General features: G+C 45.3%; 6 protein-coding genes and 1 tRNA gene. 5 read left to right on the top strand and 2 right to left on the bottom strand.

The features are described from left to right. The first annotated feature begins 65 nt into the window (after positions 1–65). Both radC and QUA53_RS13820 read left to right on the top strand, forming a co-directional pair. On the top strand, positions 66–797 hold the full coding sequence (radC, locus tag QUA53_RS13825; protein WP_333044167.1) for a RadC family protein: 732 nt from the start codon (positions 66–68) through the stop codon (positions 795–797). 316 nt (positions 798–1113) lie between these two features. Next, entirely contained in the window at positions 1114–1458 is a 345-nt protein-coding gene (locus QUA53_RS13820) for a DUF1815 family protein (protein ID WP_333078101.1), read from the top strand. 828 nt (positions 1459–2286) lie between these two features. Here the strand turns inward: QUA53_RS13820 and QUA53_RS13815 are convergent. After that, on the bottom strand, positions 2287–3333 hold the full coding sequence (locus QUA53_RS13815; protein ID WP_333097762.1) for an endonuclease/exonuclease/phosphatase family protein: 1047 nt from the start codon (positions 3331–3333) through the stop codon (positions 2287–2289). A 252-nt stretch (positions 3334–3585) separates the two neighbouring features. Between QUA53_RS13815 and QUA53_RS13810 the strand changes: the two genes are divergently transcribed. From QUA53_RS13810 to QUA53_RS13800, 3 genes are all read left to right on the top strand, one after another. Continuing rightward, entirely contained in the window at positions 3586–4065 is a 480-nt protein-coding gene (locus tag QUA53_RS13810; RefSeq protein WP_333097760.1) for a DUF4079 domain-containing protein, read from the top strand. 211 nt (positions 4066–4276) lie between these two features. Continuing rightward, complete coding sequence (locus QUA53_RS13805; protein ID WP_333097759.1) at positions 4277–6877, top strand: ComEC/Rec2 family competence protein; 2601 nt, start codon at positions 4277–4279, stop codon at positions 6875–6877. 60 nt (positions 6878–6937) lie between these two features. Continuing rightward, positions 6938–7024 (top strand) — tRNA-Ser (locus QUA53_RS13800). 507 nt (positions 7025–7531) lie between these two features. Here the strand turns inward: QUA53_RS13800 and QUA53_RS13795 are convergent. Then, positions 7532–13006, bottom strand: coding sequence for an AAA family ATPase (locus QUA53_RS13795; protein WP_333097757.1), 5475 nt, complete (start codon positions 13004–13006; stop codon positions 7532–7534). Between the last annotated feature and the right edge of the window lie 592 nt (positions 13007–13598).

The following is a 13598-nucleotide window of genomic DNA, read 5'->3' as shown; positions in this document are numbered from 1 at the left end:
ATTGAAGAACGCAAATCGATCGGCTAAAATCATCTAATTGTTGAGCTTGCGGTGCGGGTGCAGCTATGACTTACAGCTTGAGAATTGTCGATTTGCCAACGAGTGAACGGCCACGGGAACGGTTGATGGCGGGTGGCCCGAAAAGTTTGGCGACTGCAGAATTGATTGCAATTCTCCTGGGTACTGGTCAGGGACCCGGCAAACTTTCCGCCGTCGGGCTCGGACAGTATATTTTAAATCAGTTGAGTTTGCATTCCCGCGATCCTGTGGCTGTGCTACGCACTATTAGCGTTCAGGAGTTGACGCAGATTCACGGGATTGGCCCTGCTAAGGCGACTTCGATTTTGGCTGCAGTGGAGTTGGGGAAGCGGGTATTTCAGTCGCGGCCGCCGGAAATGGCTGTGGTTGACTCTCCGCAAGCGGCGGCGGATGCCCTGAGTCAGGATTTGATGTGGCAGTCTCAGGAACGCTTTGCTGTGGTGCTGCTGGATGTGAAAAATCGGCTGCTGGGAACTCAGGTAATTACGATCGGCACAGCCACGGAAACTTTGGCTCACCCACGGGATATATTTCGGGAGGTGATCCGCCAAGGGGCGACGCGGGCGATTATCTCGCACAATCACCCCTCCGGGATTGTGGAGCCAAGCCCGGAGGATATTGCTTTGACGCGACAGTTGCTGGCGGGAGCGCAGTTCTTGTCGATTCCGCTGCTCGATCACTTGATTTTGGGGAATGGGGATTTTCGGAGCTTGCGGCAGACGACGACGCTTTGGGACGAGTATCCCCAGGGCGATTGAATTTTTATACTTAACTAATTTGATTACTATCATTAGTTATTTGTATCTTTGGCTCTCCGACGGCCCAATCAGCTCTGACAGCAGGCAAATTTTCCAGATGGAGTCCCCCGCCAGAGCCTGTTTTGGCTGAATGTCGCTGCTGATACTTAGTTTCGACCACAACTCGGTTAATCTAGTATAGGTAGGCTGAAGAGGTCGCTAATCCGATTTTTTTTGAGCATACTAAACGTATACTGAACCAGCACCTAAATACCCACTTATTAAGAAATTATTAAATGGGATGTAAAATACACGGTGTGGTGATAGGAGGAGAACTGTGTTTCTGAGACTTGCAGAACAACACCGTAAATTCGTTCAAGATTTGGTAATGAACCTCCAAGCTTTAGCTATCGTGCTAGAGCATCGGGGTTATCTGGCATCCTGCTACACTTGCGGGGGTCAGATGAACAGTGCCTCATTTATGGTCAGTTTGACGGACAACCATCTGATTCGATTTTTAGTGTCAGATTACGGTATCACTTGGACTGAGATGCGGGACGACCGCGAACTCATGAAACTAGAAGGTGCAGAAGCGATTAATCAGTTACAAGAACTGGCAAATCTCGTAAAGTATCAAATCCAACCTTCGGAAGCTACTTTAACGACGGCGCAGCGAGTTTAGCGATTGCACGGTTCCGAGGAAGGCGACGCAAGAAAGTCGGTGCTTGTCTGCTACAACCGACTCCCCAGCGAGTTCGTTGAAGAGGGTTCACGTCTTGCACAGCGATGGCTGCTCAACAGACAAGGGTGCTTTCAGGGTGCCTGGAGACGCTCAGTCGATCGAACTCTCATCGGGCAGACGGCATACTTTATGCAAAAAGTGTCAAACTTGGAACCTCTAGTTTTTTTTCAGCAGTTGATTCTCCCTTGAGAGCCATTAGCAAAATTTAGAAGTGCGACTGCTCGTCGGCTGCGATGTTAATTTCTCACTTTGGCATTCAAAAGTCAAGGAATTGAAATTAACTTTAAGCAGGGAGGTAGAATTTAACATCCACAGTGAGGATGAGGTTGTGAAGATTGGGTGAAGCGCAGACCGAGGGCTATGGCATACGGGCGATTCAGAAGTCAACTGCAAAGTCGGTAAGGCTTAATTCGAGCAATTAGTCTGTGCTTTGTTGAAAACATCTTCATTTGTCTAAAATTCCCTGTTTGTATAGTCGCGAATTCCATGAGACTGTTGGCGCATCAATATTTTGTTTCTTTGGGGGTTTAATAATGAACCGCCAAAACGCCAAGTACGCCAAGTACCCCAAAAAGGAAGAAGAAAGAGGAAGAAGGATAGAAAAATTAATTGCGGGCAATTATCCGAACACGATCTAAGAGGGGTGTGATGGGAGCAAATGTGAGGAGTCACCCTTCACGGATTCGCCAACAGTATCACGATCTTCGCCCGGAGCTTAAATTGACACCAATGCCCTTGTAGTCGCCCCACAAAAGAGTTGTGTACCCCCTAGACTCGTCCCAATTTCGGTCGCATCCGCAGTTCAGCCCACATGGGCAGATGCTCTGAACCAATTGGCGGTAAAACCTTGGCTGATTTCGCCCCCCAGTGCTGAGAATACCAAACATAGTCAAGCCTCACCAGGGGAAAAGTTAATTTCCAGTTTAACTGTTTAACCAGTAAACTCAGATCCCACCCGTGAGGAAAAGTAAAGCCAAAACCCAGTCCTGCTGTTCGGAAAGCATCTTGCATAACCGCTCTCAAATAATAGTAGTCTTGAGAATGGTCAGTCAGATTAAAGTCCCCGGCAGCAATAGTCGGCAGCGTTTCTTTCTGGAGTCGCCGCACTAAATCTTGAATTTGTGCCGGTCGGTCGCCGTACTCGTAAACTGGGATTTTGAGGAAAGGCAAAATTTTATGCTGGCGAAACCACGGTGGGGTGGTTGAAATGTTATAAAGAACTACATCTTGCTGGTTCATTGCGATAATAGCTCGTTCCTGTGGTTCGTTCCCACCGGCTAGCTTTAACTTTTGAAAAGATCGAATGGGATATCTGCTGAGAATCACATGGTATCCGCGCCCCAGGTGGTGCGGGTATAATGCGGCCAACTTAGAGAATACTTCTTTGGCGTAATCCTCCTTAATTTCTTGCAAACAAATGAGGTCTGGTTTTTCTTCTTCAATTAGGTTGACCAAAGCTTGTGGGGATTCGTGATGCCAGCCGAGGTTGAGAGAAAAAATCTTGAGGGTTGGCTGGGAGTCAGTGATGTTCGTCGGCTGGGGAGAAAAGTAGGTGACGTGTAGCCAACCCAGCAAACAGATGCCAGCCACAGAGGAAACAATCGCGAACCAGCGTTTCTTTATGATAAAAAACCCTAGAATTGGCAGCAGGAAGATTGGCAAGAAAATCCAAGGAACAAAATCCCCCATCAAGGCAATCGGCCACAGCCTGTCCCAAAAGATCAGTCTCAGAATCAGATAGCTGACAATCAGTGCGGAGTAAGCGTAGGCGAGCAGTTGAGCAGTTAGCTGCAAAAATCGGTAAGGCTTAATCATAGCGCCGTCTGCAATAGCATCCTCTTACGGGTGTGGGGACAAAAAACTGGATACTGCTCAGCTCAAATTAACTGAAATAGCCGCTCCCCGGCTGAGGCTAGGGAATACACTTCTCCTGTGTCCGGCTCTTTTATTTTATACAGACTTCTGGCTGGAAACAGTGATTGAAAATCGCGATCGATATATTGCTATTTAGCGTAAGTTGTTGGTTAAATCAAAATTAGCGATCGCGAAGTTAGGAATCTCAAGCAAATGATAAATCTCAGCGAACTACTAGAACCCATCGCCAGTCAATTTAGCAGTCTGGGAATTCCCGAACCAATTACCCATTGGGGACACCCTGTAATGATGGGGATAGTGGTGGTGGCGATGGGCAGTTTTGTCGGGTATACGGGATGGCAGGGACGTTTGGCTGCCGATAAAGATGTCGCACTCAAAAGTCGCTCGGATCACCGCAAGCTTGCACCGTGGATGTTTCTGTTTCTAGCTTTGGGCTATACAGGCGGTTTGCTGTCGCTGGTGATGCAGCACCAACCAGTCATGGAAAGTCCGCATTTTTGGACGGGTTCGGCAGTGCTGGTTTTGCTGGCTGTTGGCAGCTTGATTTCGCTGACGGGTTTTGGGGGCAACAAGCTGGCACTGCGCGCGGTTCACGCTTATTTAGGCACGACGGCCCTTGCACTTATGGTGCTGCACGCGGCTTTCGGTTTAAAATTGGGGCTGTCTATTTAGAAGAGGAAGAGGAAGGGGAAGGGGAAGGGAAAGAATGTAAGGAAAGAAATTTTCCCATAACTTACGCAGGGGTAGCGAGATACTGAGTTTTTTATCTAAATACACAGCGTTTAGCTTTTTATCTAGGTTTAAAAACCCGGTTTTTTGGGTAAGGAGTGCATACGTCCCGCATAGGTTTCCCTGAAATATTCCCCCTCTAAATTACTAATTAATGAATCAAGCAACGGGTGCCATTTTCTGTCTTGCCTACATTTTGGGATTGATTTCTACAGCGGTTTCTTGGGGTAGATACGGGATACTTGCTTTGGGAATAGCCGTGGCCATCGCCCTGCCAAAATTGTTGCGAAAATTTACTAAAAATTCTGTCAAAGTCACCAATAAAAGACGCAGCAGACAAAAAGAAAATGCTCTTGAAGCACCCTTAGATGCTAGGGAAGAGTTGAGTTTGTTGGAGATGCTGCCGAGAGCGAAATGGGTGTGGGCAGTGGCGGGTTTGGTTGCATTTCTAGCTAGCATTTATTTTGCAGTTCGATCGCCCCAACCGGCAATAGATGACATTAGCAAACTGATTCCGGCTGGCGGAAACACTCAAGAAGTGGCAGTGACAGTTCGCGGTAGAGTTGTCAGTACGCCTCGATTGACTCGATCGGGTAGATCGCAATTTTGGCTAGAAACAGATTTAGTTAGCGAAATCAACGGCGGCGAGGGAGGAGCAGTCGTAAACCGCCCAGTATCCGGCAAACTCTACGTTACAGTGCCCCTCCTGCAAGCAACGGGTTTGTACGCCGACAATACGATCGCAGTTGTGGGTTCCTTGTACAAACCGCAGCCGCCGTCTAATCCAGGGGCTTTTGATTTTCAAGCATATTTAGCCAGAGAAGGAGCTTTTGTAGGGCTCAAAGGCCGTCAAATTGACTGGAGGAGAGAAAATGCGATCGCGGATGTAAATCGAGTTAACAGCCAAACGGCTGCTTTCTTGGAGCCAAGCGGGATGCAGCCATCGAAAATTCAAGCGATGCGGCAGCGGATAGTGCGATCGCAACTATCGCAGTTAAATGTTCCCGAAGGGCCTTTAATCAGTGCGATCGCCCTCGGCAAACAAGCAGTAGATTTACCTTACAATATCCGCGACTATTTTGTGCAGGCTGGATTAGCCCACGCGATCGCAGCTTCTGGCACTCAAGTTTCAATGGTTTTGGCTTTAGTTCTGGGTTTAACCAGGCGTTTTTCCAAACAATTACAATTTAGTTTTGGCGTCGGTGCTTTATTTTTGCTAGTGGCATTAACTGGCTTTGAAGCTTCAGTATGTCGCGCTGCTTTGATGGGATTTGGAACATTATTTGCTTTGGTGCTGAGCCGCCAAGTTAAGCCGCTGGGATTGCTGTTAATCGCTGCTACCATTTTACTGCTGGTTAACCCTTTGTGGATTTGGGATTTAGGTTTTCAACTGAGTTTTTTGGCGACTTTGGGGTTAATCGTGACAACGCCCCCGCTGATGGCTAAGTTGGACTGGATGCCTCCCGCGATCGCTTCGATTGTTGTGGTTCCGGTCGCCGCTTCAGTTTGGGTGCTACCGCTGTTACTTTATGTTTTTAGTGTGGTATCACCTTACAGCATTTTAGTTAATATTATTGCGGCTCCTTTGCTGTGGATTTTGAGTATTGGGGGGATGGTTAGCGCTTTAGCTGGATTGATTTTTCCCCCCGCTGGCAGTGTTTTAGCGCAACTGCTCGATTATCCGGCAAAGGGGTTAATTGCGATCGCCCAATATTTCTCGCAATTACCGGGTAATTCTGTAGCTGTCGGTCAAGTATCGGTGTTTCAGCTAATAGCGCTTTACAGTTTAATTTGCTGGGTTTGGATCGGGGGAAGTTCGGCAACTGATTCTGTAACGGATAGAAGGAGGAAGGAAGAAAAAAGACGGAAGCCGGAAGCAGTCAGAGGGAAAAACCAGGAAAAAGGGAAAGGGAAGAAGGGGAAAAGCAGAGTTATTGCGCTGCCGAGTTTTTCATCTGCTTGGATTTTACCGCTAGCGCTGGTGGCGGGAATAAGTATCATAGTTTTGCCAGCTTGGCACGTTCAAGCATCTTTATTTCAAGTTACTTTGCTGGCGACATCTGGGGAACCTGTTTTAGTAATTCAAGATAGGGGAAAAGTGGCGCTAATTAATAGCGGTGATGAAAATAACGTAAGGTTTACAGTGTTGCCTTTTTTGCAGCAGCAAGGAGTTAATTCTGTGAATTTTGCGATCGCCACTCACGGTCATTTAGGTTTGAGCGGTGGTTGGGGAAAATTACTAGAACGCTTGCCACTTAAAACATTTTATGATAATAACGATCCGAAACAAATTCACCGTGGCAGCAATCACGAATTTATGACGGCTGTGCAATCACGCCAAGGCGTTTATATTCCTTTAGAAACTAGCACTACAGTTGATATGGGTTCGACCCGGTTGCAGTTGGTGAATGCGGAGATTCCGGTGGTAGAATTTTTGGTGGGAAATCGAACTTGGTTGCTCGTCGGTGAAATGACACCGGAAGCGCAAAAAAAATTGGCAGCAACGGGAACCTTGAAGCCGGCTCAAGTGCTGTGGTGGTCAGGAAAAGCACTGACGGCTGAGTTATTGGGCGCAGTTGGGCCGCAAGTGGCGATCGCATCTGCTGACGAAATCGACCCAGAAACCGCAGCCCAACTGCGCCAAAGCAAAACTCAGATATTCTGGACAGGGCGCGACGGAGCCCTCCAGTGGACTCCCGCAGGGGGATTTAAGACCACTCTGGAATCTGAAGAAAATCAAACTTCTTTTTTATAAAGATTTACAATGTGGCGCACTGTGCGGTAAAATACTTTTAGCTCACATCTCAAATCTATTGGAGAGGTGGCAGAGCGGTTGAATGCGGTAGACTCGAAATCTACTTTAGGGGTAACTCTAACGTGGGTTCAAATCCCACCCTCTCCGTACATCTAAGCCTCAAGTGGCAAGCGCGCACCTTATTAATGTAGGGTGCGCGTTGCTTATCTAACCCAAACTTCAACCTAGGACCCGCGCTGCGCACATTATGATGTTAGCGATCGTTCAATCAAAAATGAGTTAATTCAAATAGAGTTTTCAGCTATGAAATTAAACTCCACAATCTCAGTAGCATGATAGCCGGTTTCGTTTCGGTAAGGTAGATGCGTAGAATCTCAAGGGAATTCTTAACTCGGAACCGAGAACAAAAACAGAGAAGAGTTTTTGTAAAGCAGGCGGTTGTAAACCGCTGCCTCCATCACTAACTAATAAGGTGCGGACGGAGTATGGGGGAATGAGCCTAGATTTTTTGTTTCCCTAGTTTGTAGTCGCTAGTTCCTAGCCTGAGAGCAAGAGAGCCTGTTTCCCGTTGTTCCCCGTGTCCTCTTTCTTGTAATAACGAGGTTCCGAGTTGGGGGGCGGTACTCTATGCGGTAAAAGCCTAGCACGAACTGCTCATACTGGAACAGAAATCACAAACTCCGAACCCTGCCCCAATGAGGAATTCACAACTAATTTACCTCCATGTTTTTCCACAACAATGTGGTGGGCTATAGACAATCCTAATCCGGTTCCTTGACCCACAGACTTGGTTGTGAATAAGTGGTTAAAGATGTTTTCCTTGACTTCATTCGACATCCCCACTCCATTATCCTTAATGCGAATTAAAACCTGATTGTTGTCTTCGCTCAGAGCAGTTTGAACCGTGATTTGATTGGGGAGGGCTTTAATTTCCTGAAAAATGCGTCCCTTATTTGACTCCTCCAGAGCGTCAATGGCATTCGCCAGTACGTTCATAAATACCTGGTTCAACTGGCCGGGAAGGCATTTCACGAGCGGCAAATCACCATACTCTTTCACAACTTCAATGGCAGGGCGAAACTCGCTCGCTTTTAAACGATGCTTGAGAATCAGGAGAGTGCTTTCGAGTCCGTCGTGAATATTGAAAGAAACTGGTCGATCGCTGTCTGCCCTGGAAAACGTTCTCAAACTCGTACTGATATTGCGGATGCGATCGACTCCATCCTTCATTGAGCCAATTAACTTGGGCAAATCTTCTCGCAAATACTCCAAGTCCATATCCTCAATTTCTGTTTCAATTTCCCCTCCTGGATTGGGAAATGTTTCTTGATAGAGATCGATCAAATTGAATAAATCCCCGACGTATTCTTGAGCGGGTTGCAAGTTGCCGGCGATAAAGCCTACGGGATTGTTAATTTCGTGGGCTACCCCTGCGACTAAATTGCCGAGAGCAGACATTTTCTCACCTTGCACCAATTGCAGTTGCATCTGTTTGAGATCCTCAATAGACTGCTCTAGTTTTTGGGCATATTCCTGAGATTGTTGATACAGTCGGGCGTTCTGTAAGGAAATTGCAGCTTGGGAGCAAAGGATGTTTAGGATGGCGACGCGATCGCCCGTGAATACCCCTGTTGCTAAATTATTTTCCAAATACAAAATCCCCATCATTTTCCCTCGCTCGCTGATTGGAGTGCAAAGCAGGCTCTGAGGTTGGTGTTGGATTATGTAGGGGTCAGATGCAAATCTTGGTTGATTGCTAGCATCATCAAAAATCAGGGTTTCTTTTGTACGTTTGACGTAGTTGAGCAGGCTCAGAGGAATTACTTCGCTCTCCTCAACCGGAATTGATTGCAGAAGGCAGTCTTGACGGTTTGTGCAGTGGACGTTGAGCCTCCAGTTTCCCTCTTCATTCAAAATTAAGGCTCCGCTTTGTGCTCCGGCATTCTTCACCACAACTTGCATGAGGGTAGTGAGCAATTGATCGAGTTTAATTTCGCTAGATAGAGCTTGAGAAGCTTTGATAACTGTCGGCAAATCTACTAAGCCCCAACTGCTGGTGCTACCGATAATTGTTCTATTCGTGTTAGATACGGATGATTCACTATGGGTGGATGTGTGAATTGTTTCGCTCGGATTCTGGCTAGTTCGCTCCTGTTGCAGGATCACAGCAAGCAATTGAGGATAGCGCTGTTCTAGATGGTCAATCTTTGCTTTTGCTCCCCAACGAGCGTAAGCATAGTAAGCATCAATTAAATAGGGTTTTGCCAGTTTTTCTTTACCCCATTCTAAATAGAATTTAGCAGCGAGTTCGTGAGCTAGAGCTTCCTCGTTGATGTATTTGTTCTCTTTGGCGAGGGCAATAGCCTTGTCGTACATCTCGATCGCTTCTATTTTTTGGTTTAAAACCCGATGCCGTTCTGCCTCTACTATATAGAATTTATGCAGATGATTCATGGGGGCATGATATGCCCATTTTTGCATTTTTTCTTGATTAGCTTGTACTCGGTCAAGAAGTTCATGTTGTTCTGACTGTGGAGTGTCAGAATACACCGCCAACCGCACCAAAGAATCGTAGAAATGGAAAACAGGAACAACGGGCATTCCTATTACTGCATTTAAATAGTTCTCTGCTATAGCGATATTATCAATCGCTTCTGAGTATTTTTCAAACAAATAACAAAGTAAAAGTTTGTTTAAATATATGTATGCAACTCCTACTTTATCGTTCGCTTGCTGGTAAAATGGCAGCTTCATCTGCTCGTCACAGGCTTCACCCTTTAGAAGGGAGGAATTATCACTTTTTCCCAGCAAATTCAAGATGGCCTGCCAATAAATTTCTATATAATTAAGCGCTGTTTCTTGCTTGATTTTATGAATAGCATCTCTGTTTCTTGCTATCTCTATTTCAAGGAGATTCAGTTCTTTGCCACTATAGTAAGCTGAACAGGAAGACTGTAATAAATTATAGCCGGCATATTCTAAATCTCCTGCCTCCATTCCGCTAGAGTAAGCTGACACCAAAGGCTCTAAGGTTTCCCTGAGATGCTCTTTGCAATGTCGGATAAATAAATTTACTATGAAGGCTGTCTTTGTTTTGATTTCTTGAGAATTTAACTTTGACACTAGACTTAAAGCCAATTGACCGAACTGATAACCTGAATCAATATCTTCCACAACTCCACAAAGAAGAAAACCATAATTGGCGTAAGCAAAGGGAGAAACAAAAGCATTCCCATATTGGACGGATAATTGTACTTGTTTGCACACAGTCAAAGGCAACAGTGCAGGAGCAGCAATGTATGCAGGAGCAAAGATACTTGATAAAAGTCTCATAGCTGCTAGTTTATAAAGATCGCTCATTTGAGGCAGCTCAATTAAGTCCTCAATCCGCGTTCCGCTCAAAATTGAGGCGGTTTCCCCTAATGCCTGCCCAATATCAGACGGATTTGGCTCGCAGGGAAACTCTACCCCCAACTGTTTTAAAACTTGTAGTCCCGTATTCAGCGCTTCCTGTAACTTATTTTGCGCCATGTAAGCTTGCATCTGTACTTCATATACCTTCACTTTGTCCAGTAGCATTTTGGCGCAGCTTTCCACAACTGATGCCAATTCTTCCATCCGCTCAAAGTCACCGCTTAGATAAGCTGTTTCTGCTGCTTCGGTATGCAGCGCTAATGTTACTTCATACTGATTATGCCAACTATTTGCTGTCAGTAATTCCCTGCCAATCTTGAAATAGTCAACCGCAGCACGATAGGCAGTAGCCGCTTTGGCTTTCTTTCCAGCAACTAGATTCAATCGTGCTAATTTCTCCCGTTCTGCCTCCGGGGTAATTAGCTCAAATCCCACATTTAAGTGATTGACAATATCAAAAATTCTTTCTTCTCGATCGGCTTCTGGCGTATTCTTTAACAGCAGTTGACCTATTTTTAAGTGAGTAGAGCGCTTTTGGTCTTCAGGAATGAGAGAATAGGCTGCTTGCTGGACGCGATCGTGTAAAAACTTATATTTGGGTAATTGGTCGTGGGTAAATGATAATTGGTCAGATTCCTTCCCATTACCGATTACCGATGCGCTATTCCCCTCTACTTGATAAAACTTATAAACTTCGGTAATGGGTAAAATTAGCCCGTCTTCTAGTGCCTTCCATAAAGCTGTTGCGGTTTCTAGGGGCGAATTTTCATCAACAATTGCTAAAGTCCCTAAATCGAACAGATTGCCAATACAAGCAGCTAACTTTAAAACTTCCTGTGTCTGGGTTGGCAACTTTCGCAACTGAAGTGCCATAAATTCTACTACATCATCTGTTAGTGCCAAGGTTCGCACTCGGGCAATATCGCACTGCCAATACCGCTCTTCAAAATTAAATTTAATGAGCCCATCTTCATGCAATGATTTGAGGAATTGTGTGCTGAAAAATGGATTGCCTTGGGTTTTCTGATAAACGAGTTCTGTCAAAGGCAGAGCCAACGCTGTAGAACAAGCTAGAGTATCGGCTACTAAACTATTCACGTCGGCTCGATCGAGCGGAGCTAAGGTAATCGCATTCACCTTTGCTTCAGTTTTTTGAATATCTGCTAAGGTCAGCATCAAGGGATGTGCTGGAAACACTTCGTTATCTCGATAAGCTCCCATTAATAAGAGATAGCAGTTATCAGCAGCACTCATCAGCAGTTGCATTAATTTTAACGATGCTGAGTCTGCCCATTGCAAATCGTCCAAGAAAATAACTAAAGGATGTTCTTTTGTTGTGAATAATTGAATAAACTTTTCCAATAACAAATTGAAGCGATTTTGACCGGCACTGCCAGAAAGTTCTGGGGCTGGCGGTTGTGAGCCGATAATACGTTCGAGTTCGGGAATGACTTCAACGATCGCCCCAGCGCTATCGCCCAAAGCTGCCAAAATCTTCACCTTCCATTCTTCAATTTTAATATCTGTTTCTGACAGCAATTGTCCCATTAAATCGCGAAAAGCTTGGACAAATGCTGAAAAGGGAAGGGTGCGTTGAAATTGGTCAAATTTGCCTTTAATAAAGTAGCCTCGCTGTCTCACAATTGGTTTGTGAACTTCGTTGACAACAGCGGTTTTGCCAATGCCGGAGAAACCGGCAACCAGCATCATTTCGGTACTTCCCCCACTGACCCGCTCAAAGGCCGCTAGCAGGGAGAATACTTCCCTTTCTCTACCGTATAATTTTTCGGGGATAGAGAAGCGATCGCACACATCTCGCTCCCCTATTTTAAAGTTAGTCAGCGCCCCTGTCTCTTGCCACTGGGACAAACAAGTTTCCAAATCAAACTTGAGTCCGATCGCGCTTTGATACCGAGCTTCAGCATTCTTCGCCATCAGTTTGCTGACAATCTCAGACAGCACCAATGGAACACTCTGGTTGGTCGTTGAGGCTGGGATAGGTTGTTTGGCGAGGTGGCAGTGTACCAAATCCATTGGATCGTCTGTTTGAAATGGTAACTTTCCTGTTAGTAATTCGTAGAATGTTACTCCTACAGAGTAGAAATCTGTGCGGTAGTCAATACCCCTGTTCATCCGGCCAGTTTGTTCTGGAGATATGTAGGGTAAAGTGCCTTCGAGGACGTTAGGATTTTGAATTTCTTGGGTTTCGCGAGGAAGTAGGGAAGCGATGCTGAAGTCAATCAGCTTCACTTCTTTGCTGGTGGGGTTAATCAGAATGTTGGCGGGCTTGAGGTCTTTATGGATGACGTGGTGGCGATAAAGTCCGTCCAGGGCGTTGGCAATTTGAATGGCAATGGGAAGAAACTCGTTAACGGGCAAGCCTTCTAGAGGTTCGTTGCTATCGGATGCGAGACTAGCAAGGTAGTTACTTAAGGAAATTCCGCCAAAGTCTTCCATCACCAGAGCATAGTGGTTATGGTAAGTCTCCAGGCTGTATGCCTTAACACTGCCAGGGATATCTAAGTTTTTAGCAATGATGTACTGGTTGCGAAAATGAACCAGTTCGTTGAACCGGGGAAAGTCATTTCGCAGCAGTTTGATCGCGACTGGCTGCCCATTTTCCGAGCGAATGCCACGATAAACTACAGTTCGATTACCTGCGTATATTTGCTCGTTTATGTGATATCCTAGAAAAAGATTTGTGATGCTAGTCATACCTACGTATTCCTACTACTTCTATAAAGCCTGAAGTTTCTGAGAGTTGATATCTACTATTGTCGCTCTATCTGCTGTGCTATTCATTGTATTACATTTTTCTTAATATACTTTGTGGTTCAACTTATGAAAGCACGAGTTTAAAACAATACTTGAATTGTTTATGCAATAACTGTTTATACTTGAGTTAAGACTCAGTAGAAAATGAAGGAGGCTAAGGCTGATTGAACGACAGCAGTTTATAGAAGAGGAATTAAAGAGACTAATCAGGTACTTAAGAGTATTTTTGACACCGATGCTTGTATGCGATCGCCTATTAAGTTTTAATGTATAGTTTAGGTGATAATTTAATGTCATTAATACAATTCTGTCGGAGCGTAATTTAAAGTTGGAAGCATAGAAAATTGAGTTTGTGTGTCAGATTTGGGACAAATGAAGATTCATGGGATCGCCAGCCGAATTATTGGTCGAGAGGCCAGAACAAGCTGCCCCACTCTAATAAGTGAACCAGGCATTAAATGCCAAAGTTGATAAGTAGACTATGGAACTAGCCCAAGTCAATTATATTTTGCCACTCACATACTTACAATTA

Source organism: Microcoleus sp. Pol12B3 (genome assembly GCF_036701355.1).
Classification (GTDB): Bacteria; Cyanobacteriota; Cyanobacteriia; order Cyanobacteriales; family Microcoleaceae; genus Microcoleus.
This window is presented reverse-complemented; position numbering and strand designations above follow the sequence as displayed.

What these genes read in the sequence shown, in the direction of transcription:
- radC (WP_333044167.1), top strand. Translation starts at nt 66, where the DNA reads ATGACTTACAGCTTGAGAATTGTCGATTTGCCAACGAGTGAACGGCCA.
- QUA53_RS13815 (WP_333097762.1), bottom strand. Translation starts at nt 3,333, where the DNA reads ATGATTAAGCCTTACCGATTTTTGCAGCTAACTGCTCAACTGCTCGCC.
- QUA53_RS13810 (WP_333097760.1), top strand. Translation starts at nt 3,586, where the DNA reads ATGATAAATCTCAGCGAACTACTAGAACCCATCGCCAGTCAATTTAGC.
- QUA53_RS13805 (WP_333097759.1), top strand. Translation starts at nt 4,277, where the DNA reads ATGAATCAAGCAACGGGTGCCATTTTCTGTCTTGCCTACATTTTGGGA.
- QUA53_RS13795 (WP_333097757.1), bottom strand. Translation starts at nt 13,006, where the DNA reads ATGACTAGCATCACAAATCTTTTTCTAGGATATCACATAAACGAGCAA.